The 22,802-nt window shown below is 63.1% G+C and carries 21 protein-coding genes; 11 read left to right on the top strand and 10 right to left on the bottom strand.

The genetic code is table 11. The features are described from left to right. Positions 1–304: 304 nt before the first annotated feature. Positions 305–1,879, top strand: coding sequence for an amidohydrolase family protein (locus N2602_RS13845; protein WP_260382973.1), 1,575 nt, complete (start codon positions 305–307; stop codon positions 1,877–1,879). 145 nt (positions 1,880–2,024) lie between these two features. Here the strand turns inward: N2602_RS13845 and N2602_RS13840 are convergent, their stop codons facing one another. The 5 genes from N2602_RS13840 to N2602_RS13820 all read right to left on the bottom strand — a co-directional run bounded on the left by N2602_RS13840 (position 2,025) and on the right by N2602_RS13820 (position 8,250). Further along, positions 2,025–3,524: a tripartite tricarboxylate transporter permease gene (locus N2602_RS13840; protein ID WP_036023341.1), complete on the bottom strand. Its 1,500-nt coding sequence runs from the start codon at positions 3,522–3,524 to the stop codon at positions 2,025–2,027. Further along, on the bottom strand, positions 3,524–4,009 hold the full coding sequence (locus tag N2602_RS13835; protein WP_172784286.1) for a tripartite tricarboxylate transporter TctB family protein: 486 nt from the start codon (positions 4,007–4,009) through the stop codon (positions 3,524–3,526). Before N2602_RS13835 ends, N2602_RS13840 begins: the two co-directional genes overlap by 1 nt. Continuing rightward, entirely contained in the window at positions 4,006–4,974 is a 969-nt protein-coding gene (locus N2602_RS13830) for a tripartite tricarboxylate transporter substrate binding protein (RefSeq protein WP_172784285.1), read from the bottom strand. The genes N2602_RS13835 and N2602_RS13830 overlap by 4 nt, the downstream gene beginning before the upstream one ends. Positions 4,975–5,080: 106 nt before the next feature. Continuing rightward, on the bottom strand, positions 5,081–5,923 hold the full coding sequence (locus tag N2602_RS13825) for an IclR family transcriptional regulator (RefSeq protein ID WP_172784284.1): 843 nt from the start codon (positions 5,921–5,923) through the stop codon (positions 5,081–5,083). Positions 5,924–6,120: 197 nt separating this feature from the next. Beyond that, positions 6,121–8,250, bottom strand: a complete 2,130-nt coding sequence (locus N2602_RS13820) for an acetate--CoA ligase family protein (RefSeq protein ID WP_260382972.1) — start codon at positions 8,248–8,250, stop codon at positions 6,121–6,123. 349 nt (positions 8,251–8,599) lie between these two features. On the opposite strand from N2602_RS13820, the gene N2602_RS13815 reads away from it, so the two are divergent. The 4 genes from N2602_RS13815 (at position 8,600) to N2602_RS13800 (ending at position 13,050) form a co-directional block, all read left to right on the top strand. Beyond that, on the top strand, positions 8,600–9,295 hold the full coding sequence (locus N2602_RS13815) for a GntR family transcriptional regulator (RefSeq protein ID WP_157282741.1): 696 nt from the start codon (positions 8,600–8,602) through the stop codon (positions 9,293–9,295). 75 nt (positions 9,296–9,370) lie between these two features. Next, positions 9,371–11,104 (top strand): oxalyl-CoA decarboxylase, encoded by a 1,734-nt coding sequence (oxc, locus tag N2602_RS13810; protein WP_260382971.1) that lies wholly within the window; start codon positions 9,371–9,373, stop codon positions 11,102–11,104. Between the two features lie 63 nt (positions 11,105–11,167). After that, positions 11,168–12,445, top strand: a complete 1,278-nt coding sequence (frc, locus tag N2602_RS13805; protein ID WP_260382970.1) for a formyl-CoA transferase — start codon at positions 11,168–11,170, stop codon at positions 12,443–12,445. A gap of 422 nt (positions 12,446–12,867) precedes the next feature. Next, a complete protein-coding gene (locus tag N2602_RS13800) occupies positions 12,868–13,050 on the top strand; it encodes a hypothetical protein (RefSeq protein WP_025035185.1) in 183 nt (60 codons plus the stop codon). A gap of 80 nt (positions 13,051–13,130) precedes the next feature. Here the strand turns inward: N2602_RS13800 and N2602_RS13795 are convergent, their stop codons facing one another. From N2602_RS13795 to N2602_RS13785, 3 genes are all read right to left on the bottom strand, one after another. Continuing rightward, positions 13,131–13,355 (bottom strand): hypothetical protein, encoded by a 225-nt coding sequence (locus N2602_RS13795; protein ID WP_172784280.1) that lies wholly within the window; start codon positions 13,353–13,355, stop codon positions 13,131–13,133. 55 nt (positions 13,356–13,410) lie between these two features. After that, complete coding sequence (locus N2602_RS13790; RefSeq protein WP_172784279.1) at positions 13,411–13,671, bottom strand: transcriptional regulator; 261 nt, start codon at positions 13,669–13,671, stop codon at positions 13,411–13,413. A 113-nt stretch (positions 13,672–13,784) separates the two neighbouring features. Continuing rightward, positions 13,785–13,994 (bottom strand): cold-shock protein, encoded by a 210-nt coding sequence (locus N2602_RS13785; RefSeq protein ID WP_172784278.1) that lies wholly within the window; start codon positions 13,992–13,994, stop codon positions 13,785–13,787. Between the two features lie 1,096 nt (positions 13,995–15,090). Between N2602_RS13785 and N2602_RS13775 the strand changes: the two genes are divergently transcribed. Both N2602_RS13775 and N2602_RS13770 read left to right on the top strand, forming a co-directional pair. Beyond that, positions 15,091–16,047, top strand: a complete 957-nt coding sequence (locus tag N2602_RS13775; protein ID WP_260382969.1) for a helix-turn-helix domain-containing protein — start codon at positions 15,091–15,093, stop codon at positions 16,045–16,047. 133 nt (positions 16,048–16,180) lie between these two features. Continuing rightward, on the top strand, positions 16,181–17,434 hold the full coding sequence (locus N2602_RS13770) for an acyl-CoA dehydrogenase family protein (protein ID WP_260382968.1): 1,254 nt from the start codon (positions 16,181–16,183) through the stop codon (positions 17,432–17,434). A 167-nt stretch (positions 17,435–17,601) separates the two neighbouring features. On the opposite strand, the gene N2602_RS13765 is transcribed toward N2602_RS13770, so the two are convergent. Further along, positions 17,602–18,003, bottom strand: coding sequence for a hypothetical protein (locus tag N2602_RS13765; RefSeq protein WP_260382967.1), 402 nt, complete (start codon positions 18,001–18,003; stop codon positions 17,602–17,604). On the opposite strand from N2602_RS13765, the gene N2602_RS13760 reads away from it, so the two are divergent. Both N2602_RS13760 and N2602_RS13755 read left to right on the top strand, forming a co-directional pair. Beyond that, positions 18,002–18,691 (top strand): hypothetical protein, encoded by a 690-nt coding sequence (locus N2602_RS13760; RefSeq protein WP_260382966.1) that lies wholly within the window; start codon positions 18,002–18,004, stop codon positions 18,689–18,691. The two genes, N2602_RS13765 and N2602_RS13760, sit on opposite strands and share 2 nt — an antisense overlap. Positions 18,692–18,812: 121 nt before the next feature. Further along, positions 18,813–19,256: an SRPBCC family protein gene (locus tag N2602_RS13755; RefSeq protein WP_172784273.1), complete on the top strand. Its 444-nt coding sequence runs from the start codon at positions 18,813–18,815 to the stop codon at positions 19,254–19,256. Between the two features lie 235 nt (positions 19,257–19,491). Here N2602_RS13755 and N2602_RS13750 read toward each other — a convergent pair whose 3' ends face one another. Then, positions 19,492–20,823 carry an Hsp70 family protein gene (locus N2602_RS13750; protein ID WP_260382965.1) on the bottom strand — a complete coding sequence of 444 codons (1,332 nt, stop codon included), beginning with the start codon at positions 20,821–20,823 and terminating at the stop codon, positions 19,492–19,494. Between the two features lie 355 nt (positions 20,824–21,178). On the opposite strand from N2602_RS13750, the gene N2602_RS13745 reads away from it, so the two are divergent. Together N2602_RS13745 and N2602_RS13740 are read left to right on the top strand one after the other, a co-directional pair. Next, positions 21,179–21,319 (top strand): hypothetical protein, encoded by a 141-nt coding sequence (locus N2602_RS13745; protein ID WP_172784271.1) that lies wholly within the window; start codon positions 21,179–21,181, stop codon positions 21,317–21,319. Positions 21,320–21,781: 462 nt separating this feature from the next. After that, positions 21,782–22,789, top strand: a complete 1,008-nt coding sequence (locus N2602_RS13740; protein WP_172784270.1) for a tripartite tricarboxylate transporter substrate binding protein — start codon at positions 21,782–21,784, stop codon at positions 22,787–22,789. Positions 22,790–22,802 lie beyond the last annotated feature (13 nt).

The raw sequence follows: 22,802 nt of genomic DNA, 5'->3' as shown, positions 1-22,802 counted from the left end.
GCCGACGCAGTCCATTTGAGAAACGAGCCTTTCACTTCGGCTGAAATCGATCAAATGAAAGATTGATCAGATGAAAGAGTGATGCGGCGTTGGGACAGCGTGACTGTCGATTCACATTGGTTGCGCGAATAGAAGTTTGAGCATTGAATCAGCGGGGATACCCACAACTGCAAGTGGTTTCTCGGGTATGCCGGCCGCTCTCGCAGGAGCAAGGCGATGCAGAGATTCGCCTAGGCTTCGGGCGCGTGATGGCTTCATGCGTAGCTGAACCGGAGAGGTACGCCTAGTCGGTCCTGCCAACTGATTGGGAGTAGCCATACGCGTCTCATGCCCGCCTGCCACGGTCGGCCAACAAACGGGGAGGAGAACAATGAGCACCTGGCTTAGTGAGCGAGAACAGCGTCTCGTCGCGGGCGCGGAGGCGGCATCGGCGGCAACGCCTATCCCGACCCAGATTGTTTCCAATGGCGAGTATCTCCCGCCCCCGCAGAGCGATACGCAAAAGAAAGTCGAGGCACGGATCAACGAGCTCGCTGATGTTAACGGCAGACACCTCGGCTTGAGCCGCAGGCAGTTCTTACACACGAGCTGCGGCATGGCAGCAGCTTTCCTCGCCATGAACGACATCTACGGCAATGTTTTCCGGGTCGCGCCCGCTGAAGCCCGCGAACCCGAGCTGATGCTGGCCCGCGCGCAGAGCCTTGCAGGCCAATTCATCTTCGACGTCCAGACTCATTTCGTGCGGGACGACTTCGATCATAAGGAGCTGTTGGGGCTGGCGGACTTTGCGAGCCAGCACTGGAATCCGAAGATGAAGGAGGAAGGCGTCTCTTCGCTAGCCCGCTACAAGTTCCAAAACTATGTGAAAGAGATCTACTACGACAGCGACACCAACATGGCGCTCCTGAGCGGCGCGCCCTTCGACGACCCGAGTTGGTGGCTGCTGTCCAATGAGCAGATCGTCAAGGCGCGAGAACTGATCAACGACTTCGCCGGTTCGCGCCGCCTGCTGGCGCACAGCGTCATCACTCCCAAGCAACCCGGCTGGATGGACGAGGTGGACAAGGCAATCGAAGTCTACAAACCGGATTCCTGGAAGTCCTACACGATTGGCGATCCGCTGGCGCCCTCGAAGTTCCCATGGCGGCTCGACGACGAGCAGGTGATGTATCCGTTCTACGATAAAGCAGTGAAGGCCGGCATCAACACGCTGTGTATCCACAAGGGGTTGCTGCCGCCCGATTATGAGAAGTCGTTCGCCGGCGTCTGGGAATACGCAACGGCGTGGGACATCGGAAAAGCCGCGAAGGATTGGCCGCAGATGAACTTCGTGATCTATCACTCGGCGCTGCGGCCGTTCCTCGAACTACCTGATCACGCGTGGGCGGATTTCGAACAGACCGGCCGTATCCAGTGGGCCACCGATCTCGCGGAAGTCCCGCAGAAGTTCGGCGTCGCCAACGTCTATGCCGAGCTCGGCACGTCCTTTGCCAACTCGGCGGTCGCGCATCCGAAGTTCTGCGCCGCGCTGATCGGCACGCTGATAAAGGGGATGGGTGTTGACCACGTCATGTGGGGCACCGACTCGGTCTGGTACGGCTCACCACAGTGGCAGATCGAGGCGCTGCGCCGGCTCGAAATCCCCGAGGACATGCAGAGGAAGTACGGCTTTGCGGCGCTTGGCGATGCCAACAGCGCTACCAAGCAGCTGATCTTCGCGGGCAACGCAACCAGATTCTACAAGATCAAGCTGAAGGCGGCTGAGAATACCAGGATGCCGGCCTTTTCCGAGGACCGCCTCGCGGCGCTCAAGAACGAGTACACGCAAGCTTCGAAGCAACCGTCGAACCTGCGCTACGGCTACGTTCGCGCCGCCTAGGAACGATGCCAACGGCTTGGGCAACTCCGCCGGCAATGGATGCGCGGCTGCCGCAATCCGACTTCGGCTCAGTGTCACCAATGCTCTCGCCGATCAGAGATTTCCGCTCAGCCTCAGGAGCCGACATGACTTATGAGTACACGCCCTAGTCCTCGTTTGCCTTGAACCGTCCCAACCCCTTCAGCACAAAGGGCGCCACCAGCGCGATCAGCGCGACGCCGAGAAGCGTTGCCGAAATCGGGCTCTGCAGCAGCGTCATGGGATCGCCGAGGCTGATGGCGAGCGCGCGGCGCAGCTGGCTCTCGGCAATCGGGCCGAGGATCAGGCCGACGACGACGGGCGCGATCGGGAAATCGAACCGGCGCATCAGGAAGCCGAGCACGCCGAAACCGGCGAGCATCGACAATTCCACCACCGACGGCTTTGCCGCGATGGTGCCCATGGTCGCGAACACGAGGATGCCGGCATAGAGCCAGGGCTGCGGGATCGCGAGCAGCCGCACCCACAGGCCGACCAGCGGCAGGTTGAGCACCAGCAGCATCATGTTGGCGATGAAGAGGCTGGCGATCAGGCCCCATACGAGGTCAGGCCGCTCGGCGAACAGCAGCGGGCCCGGGTTGAGGCCATATTGCTGGAAGCCCGCCAGCATCATCGCGGCGGTGGCCGAAGTCGGCAGGCCCAGCGTCAAGAGCGGCACCAGCGTGCCGGCTGCGGAAGCGTTGTTGGCGGCCTCGGGGCCGGCGACGCCTTCGATCGCGCCCTTGCCGAACTCTTCGGGGTGCTTCGTCAGCCGCTTCTCGGTCGAATAGGACAGGAAGGTCGGGATCTCCGCGCCGCCTGCCGGCAGCGCACCGATCGGGAAGCCGAACATGGTCCCGCGCAGCCATGGCTTCCAGGACCGCTTCCAGTCCTCCTTGGTCATCCACAGCGAGCCGCGCACCGGCTCCAGCTTCTCTTCGGTGTGGTGGCGGCGCGATGCGACATAAAGCGCCTCGCCCACCGCGAACAGGCCGACGGCAAGCGTTGTGACTTCAACGCCATCGAGCAGTTCGGGGACGCCGAATGCAAGCCGCGCCTGACCCGTCAGCTTGTCGATGCCGACGAGGCCGAGCGTCAGACCGATGAACAGGCTGGTCAGGCCGCGGATCGGGGAATCGCCGAAGGTCGCCGACACCGTGACGAAGGCGACGCACATCAGCGCGAAGTAATCCTCGGGGCCGAAGCGTACGGCGACATCGACCAGCCATGGTGCGAGGAAAGCCAGGCCAATGGTGGCGATGGTGCCGGCGACGAAGGAGCCGATTGCGGAGGTCGCGAGCGCCGGCCCGCCGCGGCCCGCCTTGGCCATCTTGTTGCCTTCAAGCGCGGTGGCCATCGAGGCACTCTCGCCGGGCGTGTTGATCAGGATCGCGGTGGTCGAGCCGCCATACATGCCGCCGTAATAAATGCCGGCGAACATGATCAGCGAGCCGCCGGGGTCGAGCTTGTAGGTCACCGGCAGCAGCAGCGCGACCGTCAGTGCCGGGCCGATGCCGGGCAGCACGCCCACGGCCGTGCCGAGGAACACGCCGATCAGCGCGTAAAGCAGGTTCATCGGCTGGACGGCGACCGCCATGCCGTGAGCCAGCGCGGCAAAGGTATCCATCACAGCAGTCGCTCCAGTGGGCCGGCAGGCAGGCTCAGCGTCAACAACCGGTCGAACGCCAGGTAAATGAGGGTCGACATCACGAGGGCGATGATGGCGTCAATGAGGATGGCACGGCGTCCGAAGGCCGCCGAGGTCGTCACGAACAGCGCCGAGGTCGCCAGGATGAAGCCGCCGCCAATGCCGATGATGGCGATCAGCAGCGCAAGCCCGACGAGGATCAGAACCACAGGCACGGGATCGGCGCTCTCGCGTGCCGGCAGATTGCCGCGCAGCGCGTCGATGAAGTTGCCGATCGCAAGCAGCCCAAGGCCGCTGGCGACCACGACCGGCATCGCCTCCGGTCCCATCCCGTACATCGCCGCAGATTGCAGGCCGCGCGCGTCCCAGACCAGCACGACGGCGAGCACCGCAAGCAATGCCGCGATGACGAGACCGGCACGGTCGACGCGCCGCGGCGGCTGGACGGGATCGCCTGAGATCATGACTTGACCAAGCCGACCGATTTCAACACGTCGGTGACGCGGGCCGTTTCCTTCTTCAGGAAGTCGGCGAAGGCGTCGCCGCCGAGATAGGCATCCTCCCAGCCCTTCTGCTTGAGGATCTCCTTCCAGGCGTCAGACTTCACCATCTTCTCGACCGCATCGCTCAAAGTCTTGCGCTGCTCCGGCGTGATGCCGGGAGGCGCGACCACCGAACGCCAATTGGCGATTACGAGGTCGATGCCCTGCTCCTTGAAGGTCGGGAGATCGCTGCCTGCGATTCGCTTCTCCGAGGTCACGCCGATCGCACGCAGCTTGCCGGACTTGATCTGCCCTTCATATTCGCTGAGGCCCGAAATGCCTGCGGTGACCTTGCCGCCGAGAATCGCCGCGAGCGACTCGCCGCCGCCGGAGAACGGGATGTAGTTGATCTTCTTGGCGTCGGCGCCGACCGCGCCGGCGAACAAGGCCGCCATCACATGGTCGACGCCGCCGGCCGAGCCGCCGGCGAAAGTGACCTTGGCGATATCGGCCTTCACCGCCGCGGCCAGATCCTGCGCATTTTTGATCGGCGAATTCGCGGGAACCACGATCACCTGGATTTCCTCGGTGAGGCGCGCGATCGGCGTCACCTGCTCCAGCGTCACCGGCGACTTGTTCATGGCGAGCGCGCCGACCATGACGAAGCCGTTGACCATCATCTGGTTGCCGTCACCCTTGGCGCCATTGACGAACTGCGCGATGCCGACACTGCCGCCTGCACCGGGAACGTTGGTGACCTGCACGCTGCGGGCGATGCCCGCAGCCACCAGCGCCTGTTGCATCGAGCGCGCGGTCTGGTCCCAGCCTCCGCCCGGAGCCGCCGGCGCCATCAGCTTGAGCTCGAGCTGCTGGGCAAAGCCCGGATTGGCTGCCGCCAGGGTGAACGCGACGGCTGCGCCGACAAGGCGCGCGGGAAATCGGAACATGGGGGCATCTCCAGGGCTCATGCGGACGTTCGCCGCATTGTGTCGTTTGGTCGCATATCAACCAAAACGGCCGATGCTGTCCAGTGACATGCCTCAGGGTTTTTGGTCAGCGGGGCGCCGGGATGACCCCACCGAGCGCAGCCGTCAGTTCGGCCGCCACTTCCCGGACGATTTGTCCGATCTCCGGCAACCGCTCGTCGGTGACCCGACTGGTCATGCCGGATACGGAGATCGCGGCAAGCGGTTCGGCCAACGCGTTGTATACCACCGCCGCGACGCAGCGCAGGCCGATCTGCGCCTCCTCATCGTCGACGGCAAAGCCCTGCTTGCGGATTTTCTCGAGCTCCCTGAACAGGTCGCTCGGGCGCACGATCGACTTCTCGGTCAGGCGGGGCATGCCGTGATGGCGGATGACGGCGCCGACGTCCTCGTCTGAATAGGTTGCGAGCACCGCTTTGCCGACGCCGGAGGTCACCATGGGGACGCGGCCGCCGACCTTGGTGAGCGAGCGCATGATCTCGCGGCTTTCCATGCGGGTCAGCACGATGATGAACTCATCGTCGACCACGGCGAGATTGGCCGTCTCGCGGGTGAGATCGCGCAGCTTGCGCAAATATGGAATGGCCTGTGCGGAGAAATTGCGTCGCCGCGCAAAGCTGGCGCCAACCGTGAAGCTGCGCACGCCGACGTGCCATTTGGACTCGCCACGGTCGAACTGCACGAAACGGCGACTTTCGAGCGTTGCGAGAAGCCGGTGCACGGTGGACGCCGACAGGCCGGTGCGGATCGCGAGATCGCTGAGACGATAACCTTCGTCGTCCTCGGCCAGCGTCTCGATGATCGACAGCGCGCGGTCGACCGACTGCACGCCACCGTCGCGGCCCTCGTTATCAGCCTCCGCGGCCGATTTAGGCTCGAACGATTTGCGCCGGATCACGTTCTTGCTCATCGCGACCTGCATTTGCCAATCAGACAAGACGCGAGCCGCCTCTTCTCCCTCTCCCCGTTCTTACGGGGAGAGGGCGGGGGTGAGGGGCTATCTCCACAAAGACGGTGAGAGACAGACTCGTTGAGAGTCCCCCTCACCCGGAATTTGCTGCGCAAATTCCGACCTCTCCCCGCAAGCGGGGAGAGGCGAACGCAAGCTCAGAGCAGCCCTGCCCCGCGCGCCCACTTGTACTTGGCGCCGAGGACCTCGACCGGCAGCTCGGTCGAATAGGCGTAGGCCGGGATGCCGTTCTGGTAGAGATATTCGGCGGCTTCCTCGACCTCGACGTCGCCGGCGAGAGAGGCGACCATCGGCTTCACAAAACCCTTGGCCTCCATCTCCTTCTTCACCTCGACCATGTTGCGGGCGAACACCATCGGCGGGGTGACGATGGTGTGCCAATAGCCGAGGATCAGCGCGTGGATGCGCTCATCCGACAGCCCGAGCTTCACGGTGTTGACATAGGTGATCGGCGGCTCGCCGCCGGTGATATCCACGGGATTACCGGCAGCTCCAAACGGCGGGATGAACTTGCGGAAGGCCGCATCGAGATCCGGCGGCATCGACATCAGCGACAGGCCGTTGTCGACGCAGGAGTCCGACAGTAGCACGCCCGAACCGCCGGCACCGGTGATGATGAGCACGTTCTCGCCCTTCGGCGTCGGCAGCACCGGCACGCCGCGGGCGAATTCGAGCAGCTGGCGAAGTGAGCGGGCACGGATCACACCGGATTGCTTGAACACGTCCTCATAGATGCGGTCGTTGCCGGCGAGCGCGCCGGTGTGGGACGATGCCGCCTTCGCGCCAGCCGAGGTGCGGCCGGCCTTGAGCACCACGACAGGCTTCTTCTTGGAGACGCGCTTGGCGGCTTCCGCGAAGGCGCGGCCGTCCTTGAGGTCTTCGCAATGCTGCGCGATCAGATTGGTGTTCGGGTCCTGCTCGAAGAAGGCGAGCAGATCGTCCTCATCGATGTCGGACTTGTTGCCGAGGCCGACGATCGCGGAGACGCCCATCTTGGCCGAGCGCGAGAAGCCGATGATGGCCATGCCGATGCCGCCCGACTGCGACGACAGCGCCGCATGGCCCTTGACGTCATAGGCGGTGCAGAAGGTCGCGCAGAGATTGGCGGGCGTATAATAGAAGCCGTAGATGTTCGGCCCCATCAGGCGGATGTCGTACTTCTTGCCGACCTCGACGATCTCGGCCTGCAGCTCAGGCGCGCCGGCTTCAGCGAAGCCCGACGGGATGAGCACAGCGCCCGGGATCTTCTTCTCGCCGCATTCGGCCAGCGCGGCGGCGACGAATTTCGCCGGGATCGCGAACACCGCGACGTCGATCACGGCAGGCACGTCCTTGACGCTCTTGTAGGCCTTGTAGCCGAGGATCTCGGCGGCCTTGGGATGGATCGGATAGATCTCGCCCTTGTAGCCGCCGTTGATGAGGTTCTTCATCACGGAATTGCCGATCTTGCCGTCCTCCGCGGAGGCGCCGACCACGGCGACAGCCTTCGGCTGCATGATGCGGTTCATCGCCGCGACGATCTCTTCGGTCGGACGCGGCTTCGGCTTCGGCACATAAGCGAAGTCGACGACAATACGGACGTCGGCGGCCGTGGCCCCCTTCGCGGTTGCGAACACTGGGTTGAGGTCGAGCTCGACAATCTCGGGAAAATCGGTGACGAGCTGCGAGACCTTGACGATGACATCGGCGAGCGCGTTGCGGTTCACCGGCTCGCCGCCGCGCACACCCTTGAGGATCTCATGCGCCTGGATGCCGTCGAGCATTGAGAGCGCGTCCTCCTTTGTGGCAGGCGCAAGGCGGAACGTGATGTCCTTGAGCACCTCGACGAGCACGCCGCCGAGGCCGAAGGCGACCAGCTTGCCGAACGAGCCGTCGGTGATCGAGCCGACGATGACCTCGGTGCCGCCGGCCAGCATCTGCTGGACCTGGACGCCTTCGATCTTGGCATCGGCCTTGTACTTCTTGGCGTTGCCGAGAATGGTCTCGTAGGCCTTCTCGGCCTCTTCAGCCGTCTTGAGGCCGACGATGACGCCGCCGGCTTCGGTCTTGTGGAGAATGTCCGGCGAGACGATCTTCATCACCACCGGGAAGCCCATGGACGAAGCCATCTTGCCGGCCTCGCCCGCCGACTTGGCCACGCCCTCCTTCGGCACCGGAATGCCGTAGGCGTCGCAGACCAGCTTGCCTTCCGGCGCCGTCAGGCTGGTGCGGTTGTCCGCCTTGACCTGGTCAAGCACCTTGCGGACGGCATCTTTGGAATTGGACATGTGGCTTCTCCCTTGACCTGAGTTCGTTCTTTTCAAAGCGCGCGCGAGTTTGCGGCTGCCCGTGATGCTTGCCATTCGCCGCGCTCTGTTCCATGCGGCGGAACGGAGTGGCATAAAGCCAAGACTACTCCGCCGGCTTGGATCAAAAATGGCTGGCGATGGCATTTGGTATGCCAGAAGCCAACTTGTCAAGCTGGTGCACGCCCCAGAACGCCGCAAAAAATAGGCAGCTTGACATTCTGGCATGTGGTATGCCAAAAACTTTCCCGTTAATATTCCTGTAAAAGACGACTCCCACTGGAGGAGATTCGTCGTGTCACTACGGAAACCAACCAAGGCGTTGCCGAACATGGCCGAGGCAGACATCGCAATCGTTCGTATTGCCCCGGAGAGCAGCTTCAAGAACAAGGCGTATGACGCCTTGAAGGAAGCCATCCTCAAGATGGACATCTATTCGACGCCCGAGCCGGTGATGCTCGACGAGCGCGCGCTGTCCGAACGTCTCGGCGTCAGTCGCACCCCGATCCGCGAAGCCATCGCGATGCTCGAGCAGGACGGTTTCGTGAAGACGGTTCCGCGCCGCGGCATCATGGTGGTGCGCCGGACCAAGAGTGAGATCGTCGACATGATCCGCGCCTGGGCGGCGCTGGAGAGCATGGCGGCGCGGCTCATCACCACCACCGCGCGGAAGAAGGACATCACGGCGCTGCGCGACTATTTCAAGGATTTCGGCAAGGACCGCCTGCCCGAGGATCACGTCGAGGAATATTCGCGCGCCAACATCGCCTTCCACCAGGCTCTGATCTCGCTGTCGGAATCGCCGGTGCTGGTCGATCTCACCAACGACCTGCTCTTGCACGTGCGTGGCTATCGCCAGCTGACCATCGGACGCAAGGACCGCACCGCGACGTCACTGCCCGAGCATCTCGGCATCATCGAAGCGCTGGAGGCGCGCGACACCGAGCTCGCCGAGAAGCGCGCCCGCGATCACACCCTCGGCCTTGCCGCTTACGTCGAAGCGCACGGCCAAGAACTGTTTACGTAACTCTTCGCTTAGCAACGTTCACCAGAAGGGCGAACAATTCGCCCCAACGACCTTGAGACCAGGGAGACAAGGCCCATGCTGAATACCGCGACCAAGTCCGAAGCACCGGGCACCGAGCAGGAACTGACGGATGGCTTCCATCTCGTCATCGACGCGCTCAAGCTGAACGGCATCAACACCATCTATAATGTGCCGGGCATCCCGATCACGGATCTGGGTCGCATGGCGCAGGCCGCCGGTATTCGCGTGATCTCCTTCCGTCACGAGCAGAACGCCGGCTACGCCGCAGGCATCGCCGGCTATCTCACCAAGAAGCCCGGCGTCTGCCTCACGGTGTCGGCGCCCGGCTTCCTCAACGGTCTCACCGCCCTCGCCCACGCCACCACCAATTGCTATCCGATGATCCTGGTCTCGGGCTCTTCCGAGCGCGAGATCGTCGACCTCCAGCAGGGCGATTACGAGGAGATGGACCAGCTCGCGATCGCCAAGCCGCTGTGCAAGGCGGCCTATCGCGTGCTGCACGCCCAGGACATCGGCATCGGCTTCGCCCGCGCCATCCGCGCGGCGGTCTCGGGCCGTCCGGGCGGCGTCTATCTCGACCTGCCGGCAAAGCTGTTCGGCCAGGTGATGAACGCCGAGGCCGGCCAGAAGTCGCTGGTCAAGGTGATTGATGCTGCGCCCGCGCAGCTCCCCTCGCCCGCTTCGGTCAAGCGCGCGCTCGACGTGCTCAAGGGCGCCAAGCGTCCGCTCATTATCCTCGGCAAGGGCGCGGCCTACGCGCAGGCCGACGAGGAGATCAAGAGCTTCGTCGAGAAGAGCGGCGTGCCGTTCCTGCCCATGAGCATGGCCAAGGGCCTGCTGCCCGACACCCATCCGCAATGCGCCGGCGCCGCCCGCTCGACCGTGCTGAAGGAGTCCGACGTCGTCATGCTGATCGGCGCGCGGCTGAACTGGCTGCTGTCGCACGGCAAGGGCAAGAGCTGGGGCGAAACGCCGAAGAAGTTCATCCAGGTCGACATCGAGCCGAAGGAGATGGACTCCAACGTCGAGATCGTCGCGCCCGTCGTCGGCGACATCGGCTCGGTGGTCTCCGCCTTCAACCAGGCGATGGGCTCCGGCTGGACCGCGCCGCCCACCGAATGGACCAAGGCCGTCTCGACCAAGCGCGAAGAGAACGTCGCCAAGATGGCGCCGAAGCTCATGAACAACAAATCGCCGATGGATTATCACGGCGCGCTCGGCGTCTTGAAGAACGTCATCAAGGACTATCCCGAGGCGATCCTCGTCAACGAAGGCGCCAACACGCTCGACCTCGCCCGCGGCGTCATCGACATGTACAAGCCCCGCAAGCGTCTCGACGTCGGCACCTGGGGCGTGATGGGCATCGGCATGGGCCAGGCGATCGCGGCCACGCTCGAGACCGGCCATCCCGTGCTTGCGGTGGAAGGCGACTCCGCGTTCGGCTTCTCCGGCATGGAGGTCGAGACCATCTGCCGCTACAACCTTCCGATCTGCGTCGTCATCTTCAACAATGACGGCATCTATCGCGGCACCGACGTCAACGGCGCCAACGACGATCCGGCGACGACCGTGTTCGTCAAGGGCGCACGTTACGACAAGATGATGGAAGCCTTCGGCGGCGTCGGCGTCAACGCGACTTCGCCGGACGAACTGAAGCGTGCCGTCAACGACGCCATGAAGTCCGGCAAGCCGACGCTCATCAACGCGGTGATCGATCCGGCCGCAGGCTCGGAGAGCGGCCGCATCGGCAACCTCAATCCGCAGAGCGTCCTGCAGAAGAAGAAGTAAGTCCACCCCTTCAACCCTTATTCCCTGTGGTTAGCAGGGGCAGACAGAGTACGGAGCAATATGATGACCAAAGCGCTCGAGGGCGTTCGCATTCTCGACTTCACCCACGTCCAGTCCGGACCGACCTGCACGCAGTTGCTGGCATGGTTCGGCGCCGACGTGATCAAGGTGGAACGCCCGGGCGTGGGTGACATCACCCGCGGCCAGCTGCAGGACATCCCGAACGTGGACAGCCTGTATTTCACCATGCTCAACCACAACAAGCGCTCGATCACGCTCGACACCAAGAACCCCAAGGGCAAGGAAGTCCTGACCGAGCTGATCAAGAAGTGCGACGTGCTGGTGGAGAATTTCGGCCCCGGCGTGCTCGACCGCATGGGCTTCCCCTGGGAGAAGATCCAGGCGATCAACCCGAAGATGATCGTCGCCTCGATCAAGGGTTTTGGCCCCGGACCGTACGAAGACTGCAAGGTCTATGAGAACGTCGCGCAGTGCACCGGCGGCGCCGCCTCCACCACCGGCTTCCGCGACGGCCTGCCGCTCGTGACCGGCGCGCAGATCGGCGATTCCGGCACCGGCCTGCACCTCGCGCTCGGCATCGTCACCGCGCTCTATCAGCGCACCCACAGCGGCAAGGGCCAGCGCGTCACCGCCGCGATGCAGGACGGCGTGCTCAACCTCTGCCGCGTCAAGCTGCGCGACCAGCAGCGCCTCGCCCACGGCCCGCTCAAGGAATACAGCCAGTTCGGCGAAGGCGTGCCGTTCGGCGATGCCGTGCCGCGCGCCGGCAACGATTCCGGCGGCGGCCAGCCCGGCCGCATCCTGAAGTGCAAGGGCTGGGAGACCGATCCCAACGCCTACATCTATTTCATCACCCAGGCCCCGGTCTGGGAGAAGATCTGCGACGTGATCGGCGAGCCCACCTGGAAGACCGATCCGAATTACGCCAAGCCGGCCGCCCGCCTGCCGCGCCTCAACGAGATCTTCGCCCGCATCGAACAATGGACGATGACGAAGTCCAAGTTCGAGGCGATGGAGATCCTCAACAAGGACGACATCCCCTGCGGCCCGATCCTGTCGATGAAGGAGATCGCCGAAGACCAGTCGCTGCGCGCCACCGGCACCGTGGTCGAGGTCGATCACCCCACCCGCGGCAAGTACGTCTCGGTCGGCAACCCGATCAAGCTGTCGGACTCGCCGGCGGACGTGACCCGCTCGCCGCTGCTCGGCGAGCACACCGACGAGATCCTGCGCTCGGTGCTCGGCTTCAGCGATCACCAGGTCGCCGAGATCCACAAATCCGGCGCGCTCGACCCGCCGCAGAAGCAGGCCGCGGAGTAAGCGGCCCCACATTGCACGAGACGAAAGGGCCGCCCGAAGGGGCGGCCCTTTTTGCTTGGGAAGGCGTGCAGCCGCAGGCTCGAAATCAAAACTCGGAAAACAACCCCATGCACAGTAGCCATCCCATTGGCACGCAACGGGATTTCTGATTCGACGAAAAAAATCCTGACCCGTCGGGCAAAACAGGGGTATTATGCCATGGTCGCCAGGCGAGTCAGTGCGAGCCGAGCAAGCATCAATGCCGAATTGAAGCCGCCTAATTGGAACCGACCGGGTTGCGCCTCGTTGTCTCCTGCACCGGCGCACGCTCGGAGCGCAGCCGGCCATCCGACGACAAGTCTAACGCTACCGGCTCGCGAGCTGGACACGCCGGCTCGGGCGTGTTTCGAGCCGCGTTCCCCTACGCCGACATCGAGGTCGACATGACGAGAGATCATCCCGCGTCCCGGGCTCTGCGGGAGGCCAACAAGGCATTCAAGCCGGTCGAGACCAAGAAGCCGATGACCGACTATGCAAAGGCGCAACAATCCCATCACGAAAATCGCGAACGCCTGAAAGCGGAACGGCTGGCGCGAGAGGCCGAGCAGGGAAATCGTCGCAGATAAGGGATTGCCGGTGCCCGCGTTATTACTTTGACACGGCCAGGCAATCTCTGTGGACGAAGAGAGACCGACCTTGGTAAGCTTCAGAGCATCGAGAGCACGATGACCCCGTCCTCGAGCTCCCCGGAAGCCAGCCGCGCCCGCGCGATGCGCTCGAACTCCGTCCGATATTTCTGAAGGTAGCTGAAGGCCTGCTTCTGCGTCTGGAAGGTCGTCGCAAGACGGCACAGCTGTCGGCCCGCGCCGAGCGCAAGAAAGAAGGTGATTGTGCCGCCGCCGTCCGGTTTGATCCTAGGCACGACTTGCACTCATTCGCATGTGAACGGCCCCTTTCAGATCCATCGTCTGCACTGTCGAATTCGGCTATCTCGGCAATTTCCTCGTGCGCTTCTTCGGTGCAGGCGCCGATGCGCGAAAACTGGCATCGGCTGCTTGCTTGGCTGCTTGCTCGGCTGCTTCCTTGGCCTCACGCAGCTCGCGCAGCCGCGCCATGTTGCTGCGGATATCGACAGCGCGCCTTTCGACATCGGCGATCGCCCGCGCGCCCTCTTCGGCGGCCAAGCGTTGACGCTCGGATCGCGCGATGGATTCGGGAGACGGTTCGGCCGATTTCCTGGCGCTCATCGGGTCGCGCTCGTCTTTCGCCTACTCGGCAACGGATAGAACCCGCTCAATCCCTTACGATCGAGCGGGTCACATAGCCGTTTCAGTACATCCGTGAAACGGCCGTACAGAGCTCAAGCCAGCGAGAGATTCTCTGCGCTGACCTTGCCCCGCATTTTATCGGTCTTGGTCTCGAAGTTGACTTTCTGGCCCTCGGCGAGACCCGCAAGACCAGCCCGTTCGACCGCGCTGATGTGAACGAACACGTCATTGCCGCCGTCGTCGGGTTGAATGAATCCAAAGCCCTTCTGGCCGTTGAACCACTTCACAGTACCTGTCGTCATTCTCTTCTCCAAAGCGCGCACGGGCGCATTCCGCGTGACGTTCACGCAGATCGATTCAATTCGTCGATGTCTCTGGAAAAGGAGCCCGCAGGCGCATTCAACAAGCACAGCGGCTGAACGAATAGGTTGAAGGTATACCTCATCGCGAGCACTTACAAGGCTCGAGCCGTATATAATTGCGCCCGCCTGCGGTGGAACGTTTTCGCGTTTGAGGATTCGCCTCCTGATCTCTGGCGCAAGTGCCAGACGAGATCGTCACAAAGCGCGCGCGTCACTTCGACACGGCGATGATCTCCTCCGGAGTTCCAGGCAGATGACAAGTCTAAATGATCGATCCTCTCGCGATCTGTGGTAGACTTCGTCATCACCGCCCGGCTCGTGGCATCTACCGGTGATGAGAACGCATAGCGCTCCCGCCTCCTCCAGCATGGAGCAGCGCCATGGGACGGCGTCAAAACGACATCAAGCGAACCGAAAGTCTCAAGCAACGTCTGACAGACGACGCCAGACGCTCGCGAGATGAAGCCCACTTGCTTCCTCCCGGTCAGCATCGCGAAAGGCTGCTACGAAGGGTACGGCAGGACGAGACGGCCATCGAGATCGAGGCATGGCTGAACTCTCCTGGCCTGAGAGCTCCGACATGACGGAACACCTGGACCGGGTGCTCAGCGATCTCCGCTGACGAGCGTAAGTCAAACCCACTGGAGTTGATCCAGTGGAGGCGGGCGAACGGGGCGCGAACTCTTCGCCGATTCTCCGGGAAGTTGAAGCGGTAGCGTTGAACGGGGAGCGCTCGCTGTTCTGCCGTCGATTTGCCCTTGAGCGGGGATTGGCCCGGGCCTAGCCTCGTGCCCGCGTTTCTTCTCGTCGGGGTCCTCTGCCCGTTGGCCGCGCGGCCTTTACGCTGGTGAAGCGTCCGGGGCTGCCGGCTCCGGCACAACGGGCGCTCGGACTACACTTGAGCGACACGCCAGCTTCGACCGCGTCATGGCTCGGATGAGCCGTTGGCGATCAGAAGAAACGAAGCGGCCGCAACCCCACTGGAATGGCACTGGCTTTGCTTGTCGATGAACCATCGCGCCGAGAGAGGTGGTCGATGAAAGTCTGGAACACCGAAGAGTTGCCCGACCACGAACAGTTCGTCTATTGGCGCGAGGTCCTCTGCGAAGCCTTCGTGACGCTGAGACCGGAGCGGCCTCGAGACCATAACAGAGGCCGCTTTCCCAGTCGCGTCACCGCGCATCCGCTGTCAACCATCAACGTGACGACGGTCCAGTCCAAAGCGCACCACGTCATCCGTGACGAGGCGGAAATCCGCAGGTCGCCGCAAGAGGTCTATTTCCTCAATCTTCAATTGAGCGGCCGATGCCGTTACGAGACCGAAGGCCGGGAAACGATCGTCGGCCCGAACCAGTTTGCGATCGTGGATTCGACGCGGCCCTACTTCCTCGACTTCATGGACGACTGGAACGTATTCTCATTTCGTATCCCGCGCCACATGTTGCGGCCGTTGCTGCAGACGCCCGACTGTTCGACCGGCATATGCGTGTCAGGTGATCAGGCACTGGGCGAGATCACGATCGGATTCCTGAAATCGATCGCAATGCGCGTGGCCGAGCTGCCATCGGAGGCCATCGAGCCGCTCGCGGCCGATGTGGTCAACCTGGCTGCACTGTCCCTCGGTGCCACCGAGGCGACGCGGATTGGGCAGCGCCGATCCGCGCAACGCGCCCTCTACGCGGCCATCGTGAAGTTCGTCGAAACGAATTTGGCCGATGCCGGGCTATCGGCATCGTCCGTTGCCGCGCATTTCGGGATTTCCGTTCGTTATCTTCATCGGATCTTCGAGGAAAAGGGCAGATCGTTCGGCCAAGTCGTGCTGGAGCGCCGACTGCTCCGTTGCGCAGGCGATCTCGATATTTCAGCGCAATCGCGGATCTCCGATGTCGCATACCGCTGGGGTTTCAACGACATCTCCCATTTCAACCGAAGTTTCCGCCAGCGCTTCGGAGCTTCGCCGCGCGCATATCGACTGAGGCAACGGCAGGAATAGATTCCGGCGACGTCCCGCGCGATCCCGCGAGAAGTGCACTCCAGGTCAACTCTTTCGTCACTCCCAGCCAAGATCGAACGCCGCCGTGGCGTTAGCTTCGGCGCGCATTCATTTCTCGCGGGGAGAGATCGCCATGGCAATCGACTTCAGGCTCAGCGAAGATCAGATCGCGCTTCGTGACGGCGCGCGTGCCTTCGCGCAAACAGCTCTCAAGGACGTCCGAGCGACCATTCGCAACTACGCCAAGCCGGATGACCGCTTCTATGCGATCAGGCCGTTCCACAAGATGGGCGTCGACGCCGGTTTCGTGAAGGGATTGTTTCCCAAGGAGGTCGGCGGCACCGACGTTTCGACGCTCGATTTCTCGCTTGCGGCGGAAGAGTTGTGCGTCGTCGACGTCAACGTTCCCAGTGCGATGCTCGGAACCGGCCTTTGCGTCAGGCCCGTCATCATGTTCGGGACCGAGGAGCAGAAGCAGCGCCTGCTTCCCGATTTCATCCAGGACGGATCCCTGCTCGGCGCACTCGCCTTCACCGAGGTGACGGGTGGCGCGAATTTCGATGCCCCGGATCCGCGCTTCGGCGTGAAGACCTTCGCCATCCGCGAAGGCGATGAGTGGGTGATCAACGGTGAAAAGCACTACACCACCAACGGCACCGGCTGGGATGGCAAGAATTGCCATCTCTTCGCAGTGGTCTGCCGGACCGATCCGAGCAAGGGCGCACAGGACTCGCTGGCCGTGATCATGGTTCCGGGCAGCACGCCGGGCGTCAAGGTGACGGGGATTCTGGATACGGCCGGGCATCGGGCTACGATCTCGCCGCGAATGAAGTTCGAGAATGTCCGCGTTCCCGCCGGCAATATCATCGGCAAGCCGGGAGACGGGATCGAGATCGTCTCGACCAATTTTGCGTGGACTGCGGCGCTGATCGGAGCCGCCTGCGTCGGGGTCATGCGCGCCGCGTTCGACCATGCGGTCGCGTTCGCGCGGAAGGATGCCCGCTCCGGGCCGCATCCGATCATCGAATATTCCACGGTGGGCTACATGCTGGCCGACATGAAGATGAAGATCGAGGCCTGCCGGTACCTGACCTGGAAGGCCTGCCAGCAATTCGACCTGTCCAAAGGCAGGGAGCACGAACTTGCCGTGATGACGAAAGTGTTCTGCTCGGAAACCTGCGTCGATGTCGTCTATGACGCCATGCGGCTGGTCGGTGTCGACAGCTACACCGACATGCACCCGCTGGCGGAATTGATGAATGATGCGATGTGCTTCCCGCTCTACGATGGCGGCAATATGGGCGCTCGCCGCAGGAACCTGCACAATATCATCAAGAGTCCGTCCTACAGTTCGCTCACCGCGCCATACGGCATGTTCGGCGCATAGGTGGCCTCTGAGGTCGCTTGTGAGCCGCGCGGGATGGAGAGGCGCGTTTGGCTGCCTGCCGAGCGCCGCCGGCCAGCGGGGAAAGCACGGCGAAATGTCATCGACAGCGCGTCAGCCGATTACCGAGCCAAGTCGCCTCATCCTCGCTCCTCGCGAATGCCCGATGCTCACTGAACTCCACCGGCGAGCTGTTGATGAAAGTACCCCACCACCGCCGCGTTGAACTCGCGGTGAAATCCGGCCCTGTCGAAGCCTGCCGGCACATCGGTGCAGATGCGCGGAACGGCCGCAGCGAGATCGGCCGAACACGGTGCGAGGAACGCATAGTGGCCGGCCGGCACGACGTGAATGTCAGACTTACCCGGCAAGCTTTCAGCAACGCGTGCGTTGCCCGAACCGTCGCCGACGCCGGGTCCGCCGAACTGCGATCGCCAGAACTGGAAAGGCACTTTGACGAGAGCGAGGTTCTCCCGCGTCAGGGTAGCCGGCGCAGGATAGCGGAATTGTGGCTGATTGATCGGGAGCGCATCCTGAAGCAATCTGCCGGACAACGAGAGGGAGATCAGCATGTCACTGCTCGGCAAGGCCGCCGTTGCGATGTGGTGGAGCGTTCACCCCGAGCAGCGCACCGAGTTCGGCGACTGGCATTCGCATGAGCACTTTCCCGAGCGGATGAGCATTCCAGGCTTTCGGCGCGGGTCGCGATGGACCAGCACGACCGACGCCGAAGGCTTTTTCGTGCTCTATGAACTCGAGCATTACGACGTCCTCACATCGAAAGGCTATCTCGACCGGCTCAACGCGCCGACGCCATTGTCGACGAAGATGATGCCGCATCATCTCGGCATGATCCGCAGCCAGTGCCGGATCGTCGCCAGCTTTGGCGGGGGTGTGGCGACTTCGCTGGCCACCATCAGGCTATCGCCGGAGGCCGGACGGGAGGCGGCGCTGCAGGCGCACCTTTCGGACATGCTCGGCGCGTTGGCGCAGAAGCGGGGGCTGACCGGTGCCCACCTCCTCCTCACCGACACACCCCGGACGAGTGCGCCCACCACCGAACAGCAGATCCGCGGCAAGGACAGCACCGCCGACTGGATCGTGCTGCTATCGGATTACGATGCCGATGTGGTCGAGGACGTGATCGCCGGCCAGTTTTCGGCGTCATCGCTTCAGGCAGCCGGGGCCCGCGAGAATTTCATCACTGGCCGCTACAGGCTGGCATTCACGATGACACCGCAGGATGTCGCAGCCGTCTAGCGGACAGGGCACCAAAAAAAATCCAAACCACCTGTCGGATCGGCGGCTTGCCCGTCGTCCTCGTGACATGAATGGGCCATAGAGGCCAACTCGGGCCCATCAATCACTAGGGATAACAACCATGCCCAATACCGTCCGCCTGCACCGCGTTCTCGCCACCAGCCCGCAGAAGGTCTATCGCGCCTTCCTGGAAGCGGACGCGATGGCGAAATGGCTTCCGCCGAACGGCTTTACCTGCACGGTGCATCATTTCGAGCCCAAGGTCGGGGGCACGTTCAAGATGTCGTTCCGGAATTTCACGACCGGCAACGGCCATTCGTTCGGCGGCGAATTCGTCGAGCTCGTGCCCGGCGAGCGCCTCCGCTACACCGACAAGTTCGACGACCCGAACCTGCCGGGCCTGATCGAGGTGACCGTGAGCCTGAAGAAGGTCTCGGTCGGCACCGAGGTCGAGATCACGCAGTCGGGCCTGCCCGACGTCATTCCCGTCGAGGCCTGCTATCTCGGCTGGCAGGAGTCGCTGCGGAATCTGGCGCGGCTGGTCGAGCCGGAGATCAACCAGTAGCAACGACATCAGCATCGTAGGGTGGGCAAAGCGCAGCGTGCCCACCAACGCTCTCTAAACCTCTCAAAGATGGTGGGCACGGCGCGCGAAGAGCGCGCCTTTGCCCACCCTACGGCTGTTCGGTCAGATGCGCCGCTCTACCCACGTCGTCATTGCGAGCGAAGCGAAGCAATCCAGAGTCCCTCTGCAGAACGAGTCTGGATTGCTTCGGTTCGCTCGCAATGACGAATGATCGTTACGCGCCCGCCTTCCGCTTGAGCTCGCCGTCCGCGGTCCACCTGTCCGGATCCGGACTGTGCCCGATCAGCGCAAGGCCGTAGGCGATCGACTCGAACTGGTCGCCCGACATCAGCCGCTCGTTGCCGAAGCGGTCGGCGAACAATTTCCGGACCGCGGGCACGAACGAGGTGCCGCCGGTCAGAAACACCTTCTCCACCTCGCGCGAGGCGATACGGGCCTCGGCCAGCACCTTGTCGACGGTGGCGCCGAGCCGGGCGATGTCGTCTGCAATCCAGGCTTCGAATTTCTTGCGCGTGATGGCCGCGCCGATGTCGACGCCGCCGCCCTTGAAGCGGAAGTCCACCTCGTCCTGCGCCGACAGCGCGACCTTGGCGTCGGACACCGCGCGGTACAGCGCAAAGCCGAGGTCGAGATCGACGATGGTGATGAAATCCTCGAGCAGCTGCGGCTTCAGCGCGGTGCGCTGGAGCTCGCGGAGCTCGCGCAGATCGCCGTTGCTCTTCATCATCGCCAGCTGATGCCAGCGCGCGAGGTTGGTGTAGTGGCCGGTCGGAACCGGCAGCACCTTGTCGAAGGAGCGGAAGCTGGAACCCTTGCCGAGCCGCGGCGAGACGATGTGATCGACGATGCGATAGTCGAAGGTGTCGCCGGCAACGCCGATGCCGGCGTGGCCGAGCGGCTCGGCGCGAAGCACGCCGCCCGCGCGCGAGAAACGCATCACGGAGAAATCGCTGGTGCCGCCGCCGAAATCGGCGACCAGCACGGTGGCATCGCGCTCCAGCCTGCGGGCGAAGGAGAATGCCGCGCCCACGGGCTCGTAGACATAGCGCGCATGGCCCGCGCCCAAGCGCTCGAACGCGGCGCGGTAGCGCTGCATCGCCAGCGCCTCGTCGGGATTGCCGCCGGCAAAGCGCACCGGGCGACCGACCGTGATGTTGGCCGCCTCGAAGCCGAACTTGGCCCCGCCGTGGCGCGCCAGCGTGCGCAGGAAAGCCGCCAGGATGTCCTCGAACTTGTAGCGCTGCCGGAACACCTGCGTGGTATTGAAGCTGGAGCTCGCCGCGAAGGTCTTGAACGATTGCAGGAAGCGATAGACGTGGCGCCCTTCGAGAAACTGCTCGATCGCCCACGGCCCGCCCTCGGCCTGGGCGCCGGCGCCCGGCCGATCCTCCCAGAAGCACAGGGCCGACACGTAGACGCTGTGGCGCTGCCCGCCATGGTCGAAGCGAATGGCCTCGACCCGGCGGTCGTCCGCCGCCAGCGCAACGACCGTATTGCTGGTCCCAAAATCGATGCCGATCGAGACGGCGGGCGAGGCGCTCGACATGAACCACTCTGAGGGAGGATTGGATAAGGGGGCGGACCACTAGCGGCTTTGCATGACCATGCCAAGGGCCCTGGCATTGCAGCACGGCCGGAACCCGGACCGCCTAGGGCCAGGTCGCCCCTCTCGGACCGCTTTTTCAGCCGGCTTTAGTGCCCGTTTGTTCAAGAAAGGCGCAGCCGTGTGTCCGCATCGGCAACTTTATGTCCGAACCGGACCCTTTAACCCACTATTATGCTGCAATGCGATAGGCTGCATGCTGCTATGCAACCACGGGCATGGACACTGGCATCTGGTATACATAGATTGCCCTAGAAATGAGACAGCAAGGCTGACCGTCTCAAGAAAGGGAATTCCGATGTCAAAGACCGCCTCCGTCGCTTTCGCCCCCTCCTCCTCCTCGCTGTTCGCCCGGTTCATGGCCGCGGTCGATCGGTTCCTGCTGGCAAGCGCCGAGATCTCGAACCACAATGGCGACCTGCCGCGTTTCGGCCTGTAAGACAGCTTGGCGGCCCCGCCCAACGGCGGGACCGCAGACCACCCGAGACCCAATTGTTTGGATTAAATGGCCCCGCACGTCGGGGCCATTTTCGTTTTACGCGCTGCCTCCGCGCGACCCCAGCTGCGACGATTCGTCCACCGACGTGCCCGCCGATCCGATTGTTTGCCCCTTGGCATCTCGCATACCATTCGACCAGCAAGCCCAATTGAACAATCAAAGGTGTAAGGCGGGGGACGACGTAGCGCAGCGGAAGCAGCCGAGGGGCACATTTGCACGAACCCTGGCCGAGGCTTAGCCGAAAGGAGCGGATGCCGCGCGTTGTCCCTGCTCATAGAGTTTCTACCGGGACTGCCATGGGAGAATCGGCACCATGGGTGACACCAGGCATTTGAATCGAGATGGGCTGACGCAAGCCGACAAAGAGCGGCTGCGTTGAGGGTTCGACAGGGAGAGAAACAGATGAAGCCATTCGTTCTGAATGTCGCTTTGGCGGCAATCGCGATGTCATGCGCGAGCAGCACCGCAAGCCGGGCTGCCTGGGAGCCGGTCCGTCCGGTCGAGTTCATCGTGCCCGCGGGCACCGGCGGCGGTGCCGATCAGATGGCGCGCACCATCCAGGGCATCGTCACCAAGCACAATCTGATGAAACAGCCGCTTGTCGTCATCAACAAGGCCGGCGGTGCGGGTGGCGAAGGTTTCCTCGACGTGAAGACCTCGTCGGGCAATCCGCACAAGATCATCATCACGCTCTCGAACCTGTTCACGACGCCGCTGGCGACGGGCATCCCGTTCAACTGGAAGGATTTGACCCCGGTCGCGATGCTGGCGCTCGACGAGTTCGTGCTCTGGGTCAATGCCGAGAAGCCCTACAACAGCGTCAAGGACTACGTCGAAGCCGCGAAGAAGGCGCCAAGCGGCTCGTTCAAGATGGGCGGCACCGGCTCGAAGCAGGAAGACCAGATCATCACGGTCGGCATCGAGAAGGCGATCGACGCCAAGTTCACCTACATCCCCTACAAGGGCGGCGGCGAGGTCGCGGTCCAGCTCGTCGGCAACCACGTCGATTCGACCGTCAACAACCCGATCGAGGCGGTGGCGCAATGGCGCGGCGGCAAGCTCCGTCCGCTTTGCGTCTTCGACGCCCAGCCGATGGCCTATGACGAGCCGATCGCCGACGGCAAGGCCTGGAAGGACATTCCGACCTGCAAGTCGCAGGGCCTGGCTATGGAATATCTCATGCTACGCGGCATCTTCATGTCGCCCAAGGCCACGAAGGACCAGATCGAATATTATGTCGAGCTGTTCAAGAAGGTCCGCGCGACGCCGGAATGGCAGGAGTTCATGAAGAGCGGCGCCTTCAACACGACCTTCCTGACCGGCGCCGACTACGCCAAGTGGGTCGAGGCGGAGGAGAAGCGCCACGAAGGCCTGATGAAGGAAGCCGGCTTCCTCGCGCCGGGAAATTGATCCGCGAATTGAC

Origin of the sequence: Bradyrhizobium sp. NC92 (assembly GCF_025200865.1) — a bacterium.
Classification (GTDB): Bacteria; Pseudomonadota; Alphaproteobacteria; order Rhizobiales; family Xanthobacteraceae; genus Bradyrhizobium.
The sequence above is the reverse complement of the archived record's forward strand: the minus strand, read 5'-3'. Positions and strand labels throughout refer to the sequence as shown.